This is a genomic window from Roseiconus nitratireducens (assembly GCF_008629675.1).
Taxonomy (GTDB): domain Bacteria; phylum Planctomycetota; class Planctomycetia; order Pirellulales; family Pirellulaceae; genus Stieleria; species Stieleria nitratireducens.
The window spans coordinates 730,185-746,505 of record NZ_VWOX01000002.1; the positions used below are offsets into that span (position 1 = coordinate 730,185).

Sequence of the window (16,321 nt, forward strand, 5' to 3'; positions counted from 1 at the left end):
TTGCGTTGGGTGACTACGAAGCTCCGGGGGGATTGCCGAGCCCACACCAACCCCTTCCCAAGGAGTAATACTAAATAGTCCGAGTGCCGCATTCCATGATTCACCCCGGGGAATTTGCTAATGGTGCGGGACGATCCTTTAGGAACTCCCGAGCGGTCATCTTTTCCACCGGCCGATAGAGTGCCTTCCAGTAGGCACCCACTGCCCACAGCAGAACGAACGATGCAGGAATCATCAGCAGTCCGGAGATGTCGTGGATCCAGTGGCGGGCCGACTCACCTTCGAAGGCCCGATACAGCAAACCCGTCACGACGATCCGCATCGAATTGACGAACACGGCCGCGGGAATGACCGCCAACATCAACACCAGCCGGTCCAACCAGGACCGGTCGTTGACCGCTGCCCAGAAATAGGCGATCGCCGTCATCCCCACAAAGATTCTCAAACCGGAGCACGCCGCTTCGATCGACAACTTCTCGTCGCCGACCCAGACCATGTGGCCTTCGGCGACCGCCGGCTGTCCGAATACTCTCAGCAAAATCGTGCTGAGGTCCGTGGCGATTCCCTGCAGCTGCCAGCTGAGCATGCTTTCGGCCTGGTAGGGCATCGGGATCGCAAAGAACAGAAACACGATCGCCGGAAGTGCCCAACGAAGTGCCCTGGGACCCGCCAGGCACCAAACCGCCCCGGCGATTAACGGCAGAATGGACCAAGCGTCCAAAAAGTCGGCGTAGATGATCCGGCCGACCAGCCGCATCACGATCGCCAAACCGACCAGCGAGAGCCCCGCCCAGGAAACGTTCGGTTCGAACCCCGGAAAACGGTCCGCACGCTGATAGCAGATCACGATTGCTAGCGGGAGGACGAGCCAACCGTGGGAATAATCGGGCTCTTTCATCCAGGCTTCGGCCATCCACTGCAGTGTTGGCCAATAGCTGTAGAGAAACACGGCAACCATCGCCGCAATCGCCGCCCACCAGGCAGCCGGCCAATGACTGGGGCCTTCGACGGGGACCAACGCGTGCTCAGGCTTGCGAACGTGCGACGAACGCGGGGACAACGATGCGCTCGCCTGTTGAGCGGTTGCGACGTTCTTGTGACGACGTTGACCGCTGCCGACCGACGCTTTCGCACCCGACTTTTGGCGGCTCGACGCCCGCTTTCGTCCACCGGAACGCGCCATACTTAAACTACCTGATCCAATAACCGAGGAAAATGTTGCGCTGTCGATCGGGTCCTTGCCAGACGCCGGTTTCCGTGACTTTGAAGCCACCACTATGAGTCTGCAAGACTGTGGTGGGACGGTCCGGCCGAGCCGATCTTCGGCTCTTCCCGCAGCCCCCCAAACTGGTCCCGCTTCGTCGAAATGGGAGGGGAAGGGTCTGGCGATCAAGCGAACTAGAAAGATAAATGCGTGTACATGGCGGTCAACCGAAAAAACGGAAAGGTTCAGCACGTTCTGCAGACTTTCGCATGCCGCTCACCTGCATCGTCTGCCCCATCCTTTCGACCCTCAAAATCCGCCTGATAGTCACCCCTGCAGGTCCGCCAGATGAACGCTCAACGTTGCGTTTTTCCACTCCTAAATCCCCAGAAATGCCGAACCGTGCGGATTTGACACGGCGAAGATTTTTTCGTTCCCTACAAGAACGGAACTGTTACAAAAGAAAACTTGATTTGGGCGCCAAAGGTTTCACAATCAACTGAGCAAACGCACACCACCCATGGTGCAGGAGTTAAACCACCGGTAGCTCGGTGGGCTTTCGGGATCGGCCGCTTTTCTCAGTTTCGTCACACTCTTTCGACACCACCCGCATGGTTGCCAGCGCCAATGACGCCCCCGCGATCGATCGTGCCGACGTTGACACGGAGAGGTCGTCAGGGATGACGCTGTGGCATGCGAAGCGCTGGGGTGCTGTCATCCAACGGAAGGACGAACCGGCAACCTTCATCGAGCTGTCGCGCCCCTTCGCGTTGATCGGGACCCACAAACGCTGCGATATCGCTCTACCCGAACGCAATTTGTCGTCGGTCGTGTACCTGGCCGTTGCCTCGGGTAGTCGCATTGAGGTTTGGCCCACCTGCCCCCTGGCTTTCGGCATGTGGGGACGCGTGACGGGACAAGACGAACTGTTGGTCGGTAAATCGCATGTCCGGCTGATCAACGAAGACGACCCGGAATGGCAGGAGCGCATCCGGCAGTTGAACCGCGTTCAGGTGTCAAAGACTTCCGATTCCGCAATTCAGCGACGCACCGACTCGCCAGAAAGGTCCTCCCTCGCTGGCCCCCACAGCAAACTGGACGAAAGCACCGGCGCGGCGGATGACTGGGCGCGATCCGAATTGCACGCGACCACTCCAAAATCACGCCCATCCACATCGGCTCACTCGGAACCCACGTCACAGACGCTGATGCCCGATGATGAAGAAGAAAGCAATGACGATGACTTTGAAAGCGACAACGCCGAACCGGTCATCCAACCGCACTCCGTTCCGGCACCCGGCCAAGCGAAGGATGCCGATCCAGGAAGCTGGGAACCCTCGGCCAATTTGATTCTCGACTGGGGATCCAACATCAAAATGAAGACGCTCCGTCGCAGCGTGTCCATTTTGGGAAACGACCATCCCAGCACGATGCGTTTGCGCGGCAGGGATTTAAACCGGTGCGAGTGTGCCGTCATTTGCTTTGGGCCCAGGGTGTGGATCGTCGAACTGCACCCCGAGCAGATGGCGGCGAACGACGAATTGATTCGCGAATTGCTTCCCGGTGATCCATCGCTGATGGTGGGATCCATCCACGTCTGGGTCACGCAAGATCAACGGGTCAAGCCGAAATTGCTGCGACGATCTCCCCACCGACTGCCGGGTTCCGGCAATGCGGCGGCGGAACCGCCACCGATGGTGCGCCCGGTCCCCACCGCCGTCTCACAGCCGCTGCTCTCCGAAACCATCGCGAAAGCAGCCATGGTGACGGCCTCGCCCGAAGCCGGGGCCGAGTTGGAGTCGTTGACCGGGACGGTCACCGACCGGCTGCTCGCAACGACACAACGTAAGTCTCGCCGACAACGCGCAATACGTATTGTTGCGGTGACGGCCCTCGCCCTGCTGGCCGTTGGCATCGTCGCTTCCATCTTGCTGTTCGGTTTGATTCCCCTGATCCGATCGATCTACCAATAGCCACTCGGAGGTGGTCTACGGACGCACCGGCACCGGTCTGAAAACTCTTACAACCCCGTCACTGCCACCGCCAGACGGCAGACAGTCACGCTCTGGCGAGCGTGGCTACTCGTTTTCAGGCAAAGCCTAACCGGACAGCACCACCTCGGGTGAGCCGCGTGTCGCTCACTACACTGCAGACGTCGGAACCGAAAGGTCCCCAGCCGACCGAGGCGGCACCGTTTGACATTCCCTCCCGATTTCCCTTACGCCGCCTGCTGAATTCCACGATTGCCATTTGTTTCCGTTGTAAACTTTCGCTGCCAGTTGTGCAGTTTCGAATGGTCGACGTGACCAAGTGTTGTGCACCAACTTGAACTGGCTTGCGGTGACTGGATCGACCCGTCTCCGCCGCATCTACCGACATCGTTGTCTGATACTCGGTGATTGATGTGACCGTGATTATGAATCGCAACTCCTAGCTCCTCGGAGCATGCAGGTTCGGCACCTTAGTATTCCTCGGCCGGATCTTTGTGCCTGCCAGACATCGGATGAACCGATGAAATCGAATGCGCGTCTTCACCGCCGTCCCTGAATGAATCGGAAGCGGAGTGTCATGCCTCTTTGGCTAACCGTCACGATCGCAACGCTGCTTTTCTGGGGAGTCTGCGTCCTCCTGCTGGCGATTCAATATCGATGCGCACCGCGTCTGGAAGAACGTTCCCGCTGGCGACAGGAACGAACCGCAGCGAAAACAGACCGGTCCGCCGGCACGCCTGATCGACCGAGCCCGGAAAACGGGTTGACCGGCGAGTTCGAACCACGACAGAACGATTCCCCGGAACCCAACTCGCCCGAGTCGGAATCTCCCAAACGGCTGGACGATGGCGACCTTCATTCCTAATGCGGTCGCCACAGCGGCTCGGATGCCCCGATCCTGCCGAATGTTCTGATTGGGGTGGTGTTGACTGGTCGTCTTCGCCTCGCGCCGGGCACGGGCTCAGGCGACAATTGGCAAATCCCCCTGCTTGGTCTACGATCGCCAGCGTCGTCCGAACTCCTTAACCCTCGCCTGACTGTCAACCTCGGAAGCCCACCTTGATCAATGTCGAGGAATCCTCGTGGCCGGTGTCGTGGCCCGACTTGGATGTCGCAGCCGTTCCCCGGCTGGCCGCCCACGATCCCTGCTGGATCGAAGCGATCCGCGAGGGATTGGGCCATCGGGTCTTCTTTCTGCAAGCCTTCGCAGAAGGCAAGGTGGAAGGAGTCTTACCACTGATGCTGGTCAGCGGTCCGATCTTCGGAAAGTTCCTCGTCGGCATGCCCTACCTGAACACCGGGGGCGTTTGGGCGCGGAGCGTGGACGCAGCCAGAATACTGATCGACAACGCGTGTGACTTGGCAGATCGTCTGGATGTGAAATACTTGGAGTGCCGTCACGAGGTCCCGGTGGATCACGATCGCTTCAATTTCGAGCGGACCGACAAGGTTCACATGCGACTCTCTCTGCCGGGCAGCGACGAAGAGCTGGACCGATCTTTCAAGTCCAAACTGCGCAGCCAGGTAAAGAAAGCCGGCCAATACGATTTGGACGTCCGCTATGGCGGATCCGAGCAGCTGGACGATTTTTACGACGTCTTTGCCGTCAACATGCGCGACTTGGGGACGCCGGTCTTTTCAAAAAGGTTGTTTGCCGCCGTGCTAAAGCATTTCGACGGCGATGCGGAACTTTGCGTGGTCCGAAAAGACGATTCCGCAATCGCCGGGGCCATCGTCGTGCATCGGCACGGTGTGACTGAAGTGCCCAGTGCCAGCAGCCTGAGAGAATTCAATCGCACCGGCGCGAACATGCTGATGTATCGCCATTTGTTGGCGCGAGCGATCGAACGGGGAAGCCAGACGTTTGACTTCGGTCGCAGCAGCGAAGACAGCGGAACGTACAAGTTCAAAGCGCAATGGGGCGCCATTCCGTCACCGGCGGTCTGGCAGTACTACGTCCGCAAGGGCGATCCGAACGAGATGCGGCCCGACGCCGGCGGAAAACAACGGTTGGTCCAGCTCTGGCAACGGCTGCCAGTCGGGCTGACCCGGATCATCGGACCGTCCATTGTCCGCGGGATTCCGTGAACGCCATGAAGGATCCGGCAATCAAGTGGCGGCGACGTTTTTGGGCCGTGCTGGCAGCTTGGCTGGTCGTGACCGTCGCGACCTCCTTTGAGCCGGTACGCGGCTGGTTGATTCGGCCGTTGTATGTGCATGACGAGGATGCGAAAGGCGAAATCGCCTACGTGATGGCGGACGGCCCGGCCTACTGGGAACGCCTTCATGCCGCCTCGGACCTGTACCACATGCACCGAATCGGCGAAATCTATGTGCTCCATGAAGACAGAGCGTCCGGGTACGACTTTGAACGTCACCAAACGTCGATGCGGATCGAACGGGTGATCGATTTCCTGGGACTCTACGACGTCCCCAAGGAGAAGATTCACAGTGTGCCGATCCGTCCAGATGACAAGCTGAGTTCGCTGAGCGAGGCAGTCAGTCTGTCAGAACTTCCGCGAAAATTCTCAAGCATCGTCGTCGTGACATCACCCCCGCACACCCGACGCTCCTTGATGTGCTTTCGACGGACGTTTGGCGATGAAGTCAAAATCACCGTCTATTCCGCTGCTCTGCCGGGACACAGTGATGAAACCTTTTTTCCCATTTGGATCGAGTACGTGAAGCTTGTAGTCTATTGGTTTGCAACCTAGCTCGACAGCGCCACTTTGGGTAAGCCGCGTGGTGCTAGCCGCGGGTTTTCTCGCTTCAACCGGCGGCTAGCGCCTTGCCGCTCATTGCACTGAATAACACGGTGTTTTTTGATTGATTGTGGCACTGTCCAGCCAGGTCCGTCATCACGCTAAATCTTTCGCCAACGCCCCGGTCGTCATGTCACGTCTGCCAAAACTCCCAATCTTGCTTGCGGCCTTTTTGATCCTGACGACAACCTTCTGTGCCAAGGGTCGTGCTCAGGATGCTCCCAAGGGAGATTCTTCCGAAAAGACCATCGAGATTCCGAAGGCTGCGTACGAAACCGAACAGGGACGGTTCCTGGCGATTGAGTTGAGGAACCTGCTGCGGACGCGTTCGACCCTGGGGTCCAAGCATCCGACGCTGCCAATGGTCGAAGCTCGTATCGAGGAGATCTCGCAGCTGCTGGAACCGTACCGGACCGTTGCCCCCGAACCGGCACCCAACCCGTTCCAGAAACGCGGGGAAAATGCGATGCCGGCGTCCCGGCAACTGGCAAGTCCACCGACCAGCCGGATTCCGACCGATGACGATCAGAACTCGGACCTGCGGGTGCTGCTGGTCGAACTGATGCAACGCGTGCGGACGTTGGAGCTTCGCGTGGAGAAGTTGGAGCAGAAACTTCGCTAGGGTTTGTTTTCGCGCGACGCGGTGCCACGCATTCGAGGGAGATAAACGGCCGGGCCGTTGGCCCTCCATGTCTTATGTTTCCGGTCCCCCCAGCCCTGTCGGGCTGGGAAACGCGCAACCAAAGATTCGTTCAGGGCCGAAGGTCCGGCCATTTGTCGCAAATCGGCGTCCGGGCCTCCAACGGTCCGAAGGCGAACCGCCGGAAAGCCGTCAAACCTCTAGCGGCGGGCCCCCCGATTCTCTCCACTTCCGCTGCGGAATGATTGCGGATCGGCCGATACAACCGAATGAGGTGTGTCCGTGTGCCTATCCCGCCAATCCCCAATCCGATGCGTTGGAATCTCGCCTACCGAACGCTGCTGCATGATCGGGGGAAATTGACCGCCGGACTGGTTGGAGTGATTTTTTCGGTCGTCCTGGTCAACCTGCAAGGCGGCCTGTTCCTGGGCCTGATGGGGAAAACCAGCACGCTGATCGACCGATCCGATGCCCAGATTTGGGTCGGCCACCGCGGCATGCGGAATGTCGACTTTGCCCATCCCTTCCCGGAACGATGGCAATATGTCGTCGCCGGTCTGAAAGGCGTCGATCAGGTCGAACCGCTACGCGTCGAGTTTGCGGAAATGTCGATGCCCGACGGCAATTTTGAAACCGTCGTGTTGGTCGGGGTCCAGGAAGATTCCGATCTGGGACGCCCCTACGAAATTGTCACCGGCCCCGCCGACGCGCTGCAAAAGAACGACGCCGTCGTCATCGACGATTGCGACCAGGATTTGCTGCGTGACCCGGCCCTGAACGAGCTCCGTGAGATCAATGGTCGCCGCATCCGCATCGCGGGCAAAAGTCACGGGGTGATCGGGTTTCTGGCAAACCCGTATGTCTTCACCCGCTATGAGCAGTTGGCGGAACTGACCGGTTTCGACCGCCGCGACACCTCGTACCTGTTGGTGCAGCTGAAGCCTGACGCGGATGCCGACGCGGTTTGCGAAGCCATCGAAGCCCGCTTGCCGGATGTCTCGGCAATGACCGCTTCCCAGTACGCTTGGACAAGCGCCGACTTCTGGATCCGCCGGACCGGGATCGGTTTGAGTTTCGGCGCCGCAACCTTGTTGGGCCTGTTGGTCGGTCTGGTGATGGTTGGCCAGACCTTGTACGCGATGGTCTTGGATCGGGTCAGCGAATACGCCACACTCCGCGCGATCGGACTGAACGAGCGAGAACTGCTATCGGTGCTGATCATGCAATCGGCGATCGTTGCGATCGTCGGCATCGCGATCGGATTCGTGCTGACGGTCGTTTTGCAAGGGGCGCTCAGCACTCCCAAAGCAACCATCGAGATCCCGACGCTGTTGTACCTTGGTTGCGGAATCCTGATCTTCGTGATCTGCCTGGTCGCGTCGGCGCTTCCGTACCTGCGGATTCGTCGCATCGATCCCCATGTCGTGCTGCAAGGGTGAATCGATGAACACGAACAGCCGTCCGACCAGCCATCCGACCAGTGGCGACATCAACGCCTTCGCGATCACGCCGCGGAACGCCCCCAGCGATTCCGTGGCTCCCGGCGCGGTCCTGCGTGCGGAGGGGATCACCAAATCCTACGTCATCGGCGGCACGGCACGAAAAGTCCTCGACGGATTGGACTTTCGCGTCGACTACGGAGAGTCCGTTTTCCTGGCCGGCCCCTCGGGAAGCGGGAAAACGACGCTGCTGTCGATTTTGGGGCTGCTGTTGACCGCGGACTCGGGGGAGCTTTTCCTGCGCGAGCGCCGCGTGGACGCGTTGTCGGCAGAGGAACGCTCACAAGTTCGCCGCGATTCGATCGGCTTTGTCTTTCAACGGTTCCAGTTGATCGCCGCACTTTCGGCACGGGACAATGTGGCCATCCCACTGACGTTGCACGGCCATCCGCTGCATCAGGCCCGCGGCAAAGCCGAAGAGCTTCTCGAACGTGTCGGGCTGAGAGACCATCGTTTGGCCCTGCCGGGGTCGATGAGCCCGGGACAATGCCAGCGTGTCGCCCTGGCCCGCGCCCTGATCACCGAGCCGGCCTTGATCCTGGCGGACGAACCAACCGCCGCACTGGACGGAGTCGCCGGGCGCGCGGTGATGGAACTGATGCGCGAACTGACGACGAACTTCGCCACCGCGACCGTGGTCGTGACGCATGATCCACGCATCTTCCCTTTTGCGGACCGCATCTGCGAAATGGAAAACGGAGGTTTCAAATGAGAAACCTGATCATCATCGCGGCCTTTTCCACCCTGGCTGCAGGCGTGTTGTTGTCAATCGATCATCAACAGCGCGTTGACGCCCAACGTCGACAGGAATCCATCGGCCCCGACGGAATTCCGGTGACCGACCGAATTCATGCCGCCGGCCGCGTCGAAGGGACCACGGAAACGATTTTGATCCGTCCGTTCTTTGCGGGTCGAATCGCGTCGATCAATGCCCCGCGTGGCACCCGAGTGCAAGCGGGAGCGCCGCTGCTGTCACTGGTCGCCGACCGCTACATCGCGCAACGCGATCTGGCGACCGCCGCTTTGGAAGCCGCCCGCGCTGGCAAGATGCGGTTGATCGAAGGTGCTCGTCAGAGCGAGATCGAGGCTGCCAACCAGGAAGCCCTCGCTGCCGAAGCCCGATTCACCGCGGCGGAACGCAATTTCGACCGGGCTGAACGCCTGTTGGAACGGAATGCGATCAGCCCACAAGAGTTCGACCAACGACGCAGTGAGTTGGACTCCACCCGTGCGCTCCTGAAAGCGGCGCGCGAGAATCTGGAAACCGTCCGAGCGGCACCGCGTCCGACGGAATTGCTGGCAGCCGATGCGAAGATCCGCGCCGCCGATGCGGAACTGCGGATGGCCCAGATTGATCTGCAACGCTGCACGGTCAAAGCACCGTGCGCAGCCATCGTGCTGGACGTGCACACCCACGTCGGGGAATGGTACAGCCCTGAAATGGAGCAGGCCGCGGTGGAATTGGTGAACCCCGAACGGCTGCGTGTGGTCGCGGACATCGACGAACGCGACGCGCTGAATGTTCGCCTGGGGCAGCGTTGCAACATCACCACCGACGCCCTGGCGCAAAAAACGTTCGTCGGAGTCGTCTCGGAGATTGAACCGAGAATGGAGCCGAAACGGATTTATGGCGGCTGGGCGGGCGAGCGCAACGAAACGCACACCCGTCGCGTCTGGATCGATCTGCAACAAACGCAGAACCTGCCGATTGGCCTGCCGGTGGAAATCGTCATCTCCCCGGACGCCGCCCAACAGGCCACCCGCACCGCGGCTCTGCCCCCGCGTTGATGCGGTCCATTGACACCAAACGGTCGGGCCGTTGGCCCTTCGTCGTTGGGTGGCTTCCCTCACCCAGGCCTTCGGCCTGGGCTGGACAAACGGCTGGGCCTTCGGCCCGATTGAAACGTGGATGCTCTGTCCCCCGCGCCGACTCCGGCCCGATCGGCACGACGATGCACTGTCCCCGGGTTGGACAAACGACGGGGCATTCGGCCTGACTGGCCCGGCTTTGCGGCAGCACACCGCGGGGGAAAGTGGCTAAAATCTTCGATTGCCGGAATCACGGCTGCGGCGACCCTTTGAGGGCTGCGGCGCGTGACCACGCGACCTCCCTCCTTTCCTCTCCTTTCATCGCCCATCATGAACTCTCCCACCGCGATGCGTTGTCTTCCCCACATCGATTGGCTCCCGCTTCCGGCGGTCCTGCCATGGGCCTTCGCCGTACTGCTGCTTTCGACAGCCCATGGCGAGGATTTCCAACTGCATTCGTTTCAGCGACAACAACTGACCGACGTCTATTTTTCCGAGGGCGCGGGCGCCGGCGACCTCAACGGCGATGGCATTGCCGACGTCGTGTACGGTCCCCATTGGTATGCCGGGCCGGATTTCAAGGATCGGCACGAGATCTACGCGCCGGTTCCACAAAACATGGACCGATACGCCGACAACTTTTTCTCCTGGGTTCACGATTTCAACGCCGACGGACTCAATGACATCCTTGTCGTCGGCTTCCCGGGCACACCGGCCTACGTCTACGAAAACCCGGGCAAGGAAGGATTGGAATCCCATTGGAAAAAGCACGAGGTCCTTGACTGGGTCTCCAACGAGTCCCCGCAACTGACAAATCTGGTCGGAGACGACCAACCGGAACTCGTTTGCACCCGCGACGGCTTCTTCGGTTTTGCCACCTTTGACCCCAGCGAGGGCTTCGGGTCGTGGACCTTTCACCCGATCTCGTTGCAGGTCACCGCCAAGAAGTTCGGCCACGGGCTGGGGGTCGGTGACATCAACGGCGATGGCCGGATGGACATCCTGCACGCCAAAGGTTGGTATGAGCAGCCTGAATCCAACGCCGACAACTCCCGGTGGCTCCATCACGACGCCAATTTCTCCGCTGCCTACGGCGGCGCGGAGATGTACGCTTACGACGTCGATGGCGATGGCGACAACGACGTGATCACCAGCGAGGCCGCTCACGACTTCGGCCTGTCCTGGTACGAGCAAGTTTCCGATGGGAGCGACCGCACCTTCAAACGACACGTGATCATGGGATCGCATCCCTCGGAGAACAAATACGGGGTTCTGTTCAGCGAACTCCACTCGGTCGCCCTGGCCGACATCGACGGTGACGGCTTGAAAGACATCGTGACCGGCAAGACCTACTGGTCGCATCATCGCCAAAGTCCGATGTGGGACGCCGGGGCGGTGGTGTATTGGTTCAAACTGGACCGAACCCCGGACGGAGTTGACTGGGTGCCTCACAAGATCGACGGTGAGTCCGGCATCGGGCGGCAACTTTGGGTCACCGATCTGAATGACGATGACCAGCCCGACCTGGTTGTCGGTGGCATGAAGGGCGGCCACGTGTTGACGCACTCGGTCCGCCAGGTTTCCAAGGAAGACTGGCAGGCCGCTCAGCCAAAGCTCTACTCGGGACCCAAGATCCCCTCCGTCGAGGACAGTGCCGCGACCCGGGGCCCCAAATCGAAACTGCAGGCAGACTCCGGCCGCGTCGAAGGTGCAATCGAAGGCGAGTCGCTAGACGCCAAAGCGACCGCCGGGACCGCAAACGCCCAAGACATGTCGCGTTTCAGCGCTGACAACTGGAGCGGTCAATCGCAATTGTGGTGGACCGGCGGCAAACCCGGCGACAAGCTGACGTTGACGCTGCCCAAGTTCACCGGCGTGGTCGACCTGGAACTGGCGATGACGTGCGCCAAGGATTACGGAATCGTCCAGCTGGAGTTGGACGGAAAACCGTTGGGTGACCCGATCGATCTGTACGACACCCAGGTCGTCACCACCGGCGTCGTCGCGTTCCCCAAATTGTCCGTCCAGGGAGCCAAACACACGCTGACCGTTCAGATTGCGGGAGCCAATCCCGCCGCCGTCAAATCGTACATGTTCGGATTGGACTACGTGCGGATCAAAACCGCCGATGGGACCTTTGTCGCGGCGCCCAAAAAGTCTGCCGGAACCGACGGCAAGACGTCGGCCAAGGGCGGTACGGTACCGAAAACGGCCGACGGTCGCGTCCTGAACTTGGGGTTTGAATCCGGAACGCTGGAAGATTGGGTCGCCGAAGGTGCTGCGTTCGAAGGCCAGCCGATCCAAGGCGACACCGTGAAGCCGCGACGCGGTGACATGCAGAGCAACCATGTCGGAGACTATTGGATCGGCGGTTACGAGAAAGCCGGCGACGACGCCGAGGGGACACTGACGTCGGTCCCCTTCGTGGTTTCACAACCCTACGGATCGTTTCTGGTCGGTGGTGGCGATCATGAGGGAACCCGCGTGGAACTGGTTCGCGCTGACAGTGACACGGTGTTCTACCGCGTCAATGGTTCCAATTCGGAAACCATGAAACGCGTGGTCGTGGACCTTCGTGGGCACCTGGGCAAAGAAATCAAGGTGCGGCTGGTTGACCAGCAGAAGGGCGGCTGGGGCCATGTCAACTTCGATGACTTCCGTCTGCACGCGGAGCGTCCGGCACGTCCGACGCCCCCAATGATCGTGTTGAAGCCCGACGAATATCCGCACGCCGGTCTGGATGCGGAACAAGCCGCGGCTGCGATGGAGGTCCCGGAAGGTTTTCGCGTCACCGTCGGTGCCGCGGAGCCGGAAGTGAAACAGCCGATCGCGATGGCTCTGGACGATCGTGGTCGCGTCTGGATCGCCGAAGCGTACGAATACCCGGTTCGGGCAAAGGACGGTCAGGGCCGCGACCGAATCCTGATTTTTGAAGACAGCGACGGGGACGGCACGCTGGACAAACGCAAAGTGTTTGCCGAAGGATTGAATCTGGTCAGCGGACTGGAGGTGGGCTTTGGCGGCGTCTGGGTTGGTGCGGCGCCCTACCTGATGTTCATTCCCGACCAAGACGGAGATGACGTGCCCGATGGCGAACCGCAAATCCTGCTGGACGGATGGGGATACCAGGATACGCATGAGACGTTGAACGCATTCATTTGGGGACCGGACGGATGGCTCTACGGATGCCACGGCGTATTTACCCACTCGCGAGTCGGCAAACCGGGAACGCCTGATGCAGACCGCATCCCGCTGAACTGCGCCGTCTGGCGCTATCATCCGACGCGTCACGAGTTCGAAGTGTTTGCACACGGCACCAGCAACCCGTGGGGCGTGGACTTCAATGACCACGGTCAAGCGTTCATCACGGCCTGTGTGATTCCCCACCTGTATCACATCATCCAGGGCGCCCGCTATCAGCGACAGGGCGGCCAGCATTTCAATCCGCACACCTACCGCGACATCGTCACCATCGCGGATCACTTGCATTACCTGGGTGCGACGCCGCACGGTGGCAACAGCAAGTCGGATTCGGCCGGTGGCGGCCACGCGCACGCCGGCGCCATGATCTATCTGGGCGATCGATGGCCGCAGCAGTACCGCGATCAGTTGTTCATGAACAACATTCACGGACAACGTCTGAATGTCGACGTGCTCCGCGCGGAAGGATCCGGCTACGTGGGGGAACATGGTCCCGATTTTCTGCTGACCGGCGACCAGGCATCACAAATCTTGAACCTTCGCTACGGTCCCGACGGCGATGCCTGGATGATCGATTGGTATGACATGCAGGCCTGTCACCGCCGCGAAGTGGAAATCCACGATCGCAGCAACGGCCGCATCTACAAGATTTCCTACGGAGCCGGCGAGGATCAGCACGCCCCCGTCGATTTGGCCAAGGCCTCCGATCAGGAACTTGCCGAAATGACGCTACGCGCTAACGACTGGTACGTCCGACACGGTCGACGCCAGCTGCAAGAGCGGTCGGCCAAACGCGCCATCGATGCGGCAGCCGTTCAATCGCTGGCACAGATTCTGGAACAGAATTCGGATGACACGCGTCGATTGCGTGCCGCATGGGCGTTGCACGTCATTGGCCAGCTGGATTCTGAGCGGTTGGCTGCAATGTTGGCTGACGAAAGTCCCTATGTGCGTGGCTGGGCCGTTCAACTGGCGATGGAATCCGCCGACGATCACCCCTCGCAAGCGATGACGGAAAAGTTTGTCGCGATGGCGGAGTCAGACTCTTCGCCGATCGTGCGGCTGTACCTCGCTTCGGCAGCCCAGCGACTGGAACTTGATTCCCGCTGGCCCTTGTTGGAAGCACTGACGTCGCATCCCGGTGACGCGGGCGACCATAACCTGCCCCTGATGTACTGGTACGCGGCCGAACCGTTGGCGGACACCGATCCGGCCCGCGCCCTGACGCTGGCGATGACCGCTGGAGAAAACGTGCCGCTATTGCGGGAGTTCATGTTGCGGCGGATCGGGAGCAGTGAAGCGGATTCATCCCTGGCGGTCCTGGTCGAAGGCCTGGGCAACGCCGAATCGGCGCCGATCCGATTGAGCTATCTGAAGGCGATCCGCACCGCCCTGGAGGGCCGCCGCCGAGTTCAAGCACCGGCCAATTGGGCCGCGGTCGGAAAGCGGTTGATCGACAGCCCAGATCCGCAGGTACGTCTGCAGACGGTTGCCCTGGGTGTCACCTTCGGCGACCAGAACGCCCTGCAAGCGATGCGGGCGCGAATCACCGACCAGGACGCGTCGGACGACCAACGCCGGATCGCCCTGGAATCGTTGCTTGACGCGGGCGACCCTGGTTTGGTCCCGACGTTGGTCGCGCTGTTGGACGCCGACGCCAAACTTCGTGAAATGGCCATCACCGGGATGGCACAGTATGACGATCCGCGAATTGCCGAAGCGTTGTTGCGAGCGTACGACGAACTTCCCCCGCCGCATCGACGCTCCGCGCTGGCGACGCTGTGCGCCAGACCCTCTTCCGCCGTCGCCCTGTTGAAGTCCATCGAAGCCGACCAGATCGATAGCACCGACCTGACCGCCGACCTGGTTCGACAGTTGCAGTTCTTGCGACAGAAAGAAGTCGATGCCCTGGTGGAACGGGTTTGGGGGACCGCACGCGAATCGGCGGCCGACAAATTGGCGCTGATTGCAGAATACAAGCAGTTGGTCGAATCCGCCGATCATCCGGAACCGGACGAGCAACTCGGACGGACCGTGTTCGCCAAAACCTGCATGAAGTGCCACATCCTTTACGGTGTCGGTGCCAAAGTCGGTCCCGAACTGACCGGATCGAATCGATCCAATTTGGACTACCTGCTCAGCAACATCGTCGATCCAAGCTCCGTGATGGCCAAGGAGTACGTCCCGGAGGTCGTCTTGACCACCGACGGCCGAGTTGTGAACGGGCTGCTGAAATCCGAAGACAAGAACTCGATATCCATCCAAACCGCTGACTCGCTGGTCGTGATTCCCAAGGAGGAGATTGAGGAACGGATGAAGGCGGACAAGTCGATGATGCCCGACGATCAACTGAAGCAGTTTTCGCCACACGAAGTTCGTTCGCTGGTCGCTTATCTGCGGGCGAAGGAACAAACTCCGATGCTCGCAACCGACGAAAACGTCTCCACCTTCTTCAACGAATCCGACCTGACCGGATGGAGCGGCCGCGATGGACTGTGGTCCGTGGAGAACGGAGAACTTATCGGCCGCACCGACGGGCTGAAACGAAACGAATGGATCGTCAGTGACCTTGCCGTGTCGGATTTCAAACTGACCCTCGAGGTCAAACTGGTCGACAACGCCGGCAACAGCGGGATTCAGTTCCGGAGTGAAGCCCACGACGGCGAGGTTTCTGGATACCAGGCCGATATCGGACAGGGATGGTGGGGAAAACTGTACGAAGAGCACGGACGCGGACTGCTGTGGGATCAATCCGGTGAAAAGTTCGTCAAACCGGGCGAATGGAATCAGTACGAAATCGTTGCCCGCGGCGATCACCTGAAGACCTACATCAACGGCAATCTGTGCGTGGATCTGGCGGATCCCAAGGGAGCCGACCGGGGCATCATCGCTTTCCAATTGCACAGCGGCGGCAAGACCGAAGTCAGATTTCGCAACATGCAGTTGGAATTGTTGTCGGAAAAGAAGAGCACGGATCGACAGGCCGACGCCGGTCCGCCACGCGAGGAAGATGCGTCATGAGAAAGACGTTCCCCGCCGTTAGGCACTCGAAAACATCCTTCACCCTCCCGCGTTTTGCGGGAGGGTCGGAGTCGAGGAACGAGGCTCCGGGGAGGGTGTCTCCAAGAACCCGCTGAAACCAATCGCGCCCGGACGTGCCCTCCCCGCGAGGAGCTCGTGCAGCTTTCCGAGCCGGGAAAAGACGTGCTTTTCTG

At 60.3% G+C, this 16,321-nt stretch carries 10 protein-coding genes; 9 read left to right on the forward strand and 1 reads right to left on the reverse strand.

Features of this window, described 5'->3' with window-relative positions; translation table 11 throughout:
- Positions 1–100: 100 nt before the first annotated feature.
- Entirely contained in the window at positions 101–1,060 is a 960-nt protein-coding gene (locus FYK55_RS05270; RefSeq protein WP_235908431.1) for an exosortase/archaeosortase family protein, read from the reverse strand.
- A 755-nt stretch (positions 1,061–1,815) separates the two neighbouring features.
- Between FYK55_RS05270 and FYK55_RS05275 the strand changes: the two genes are divergently transcribed.
- The 9 genes from FYK55_RS05275 (at position 1,816) to FYK55_RS05315 (ending at position 16,127) form a co-directional block, all read left to right on the forward strand.
- Positions 1,816–3,177 carry a hypothetical protein gene (locus FYK55_RS05275; protein ID WP_150075302.1) on the forward strand — a complete coding sequence of 454 codons (1,362 nt, stop codon included), beginning with the start codon at positions 1,816–1,818 and terminating at the stop codon, positions 3,175–3,177.
- A 595-nt stretch (positions 3,178–3,772) separates the two neighbouring features.
- Positions 3,773–4,060 (forward strand): hypothetical protein, encoded by a 288-nt coding sequence (locus tag FYK55_RS05280; RefSeq protein ID WP_150075303.1) that lies wholly within the window; start codon positions 3,773–3,775, stop codon positions 4,058–4,060.
- Between the two features lie 194 nt (positions 4,061–4,254).
- Positions 4,255–5,283, forward strand: coding sequence for a FemAB family XrtA/PEP-CTERM system-associated protein (locus FYK55_RS05285; RefSeq protein WP_235908432.1), 1,029 nt, complete (start codon positions 4,255–4,257; stop codon positions 5,281–5,283).
- 5 nt (positions 5,284–5,288) lie between these two features.
- Positions 5,289–5,909 (forward strand): YdcF family protein, encoded by a 621-nt coding sequence (locus FYK55_RS05290; protein ID WP_150075304.1) that lies wholly within the window; start codon positions 5,289–5,291, stop codon positions 5,907–5,909.
- Positions 5,910–6,087: 178 nt separating this feature from the next.
- Entirely contained in the window at positions 6,088–6,579 is a 492-nt protein-coding gene (locus FYK55_RS05295; RefSeq protein WP_150075305.1) for a hypothetical protein, read from the forward strand.
- Between the two features lie 329 nt (positions 6,580–6,908).
- Positions 6,909–8,036, forward strand: a complete 1,128-nt coding sequence (locus FYK55_RS05300) for an ABC transporter permease (protein WP_150075306.1) — start codon at positions 6,909–6,911, stop codon at positions 8,034–8,036.
- A gap of 4 nt (positions 8,037–8,040) precedes the next feature.
- On the forward strand, positions 8,041–8,808 hold the full coding sequence (locus FYK55_RS05305; protein WP_150075307.1) for an ABC transporter ATP-binding protein: 768 nt from the start codon (positions 8,041–8,043) through the stop codon (positions 8,806–8,808).
- Positions 8,805–9,884: an HlyD family secretion protein gene (locus FYK55_RS05310; RefSeq protein WP_150075308.1), complete on the forward strand. Its 1,080-nt coding sequence runs from the start codon at positions 8,805–8,807 to the stop codon at positions 9,882–9,884. Before FYK55_RS05305 ends, FYK55_RS05310 begins: the two co-directional genes overlap by 4 nt.
- A gap of 351 nt (positions 9,885–10,235) precedes the next feature.
- Positions 10,236–16,127 (forward strand): PVC-type heme-binding CxxCH protein, encoded by a 5,892-nt coding sequence (locus FYK55_RS05315; protein ID WP_235908433.1) that lies wholly within the window; start codon positions 10,236–10,238, stop codon positions 16,125–16,127.
- The last annotated feature ends 194 nt before the right edge of the window (positions 16,128–16,321 follow it).

Coding starts and splice junctions, on each gene's coding strand:
- FYK55_RS05300 (WP_150075306.1), top strand. CDS start 6,909: ATGCGTTGGAATCTCGCCTACCGAACGCTGCTGCATGATCGGGGGAAA.
- FYK55_RS05295 (WP_150075305.1), top strand. CDS start 6,088: ATGTCACGTCTGCCAAAACTCCCAATCTTGCTTGCGGCCTTTTTGATC.
- FYK55_RS05290 (WP_150075304.1), top strand. CDS start 5,289: ATGAAGGATCCGGCAATCAAGTGGCGGCGACGTTTTTGGGCCGTGCTG.
- FYK55_RS05315 (WP_235908433.1), top strand. CDS start 10,236: ATGAACTCTCCCACCGCGATGCGTTGTCTTCCCCACATCGATTGGCTC.
- FYK55_RS05310 (WP_150075308.1), top strand. CDS start 8,805: ATGAGAAACCTGATCATCATCGCGGCCTTTTCCACCCTGGCTGCAGGC.
- FYK55_RS05280 (WP_150075303.1), top strand. CDS start 3,773: ATGCCTCTTTGGCTAACCGTCACGATCGCAACGCTGCTTTTCTGGGGA.
- FYK55_RS05305 (WP_150075307.1), top strand. CDS start 8,041: ATGAACACGAACAGCCGTCCGACCAGCCATCCGACCAGTGGCGACATC.
- FYK55_RS05275 (WP_150075302.1), top strand. CDS start 1,816: ATGGTTGCCAGCGCCAATGACGCCCCCGCGATCGATCGTGCCGACGTT.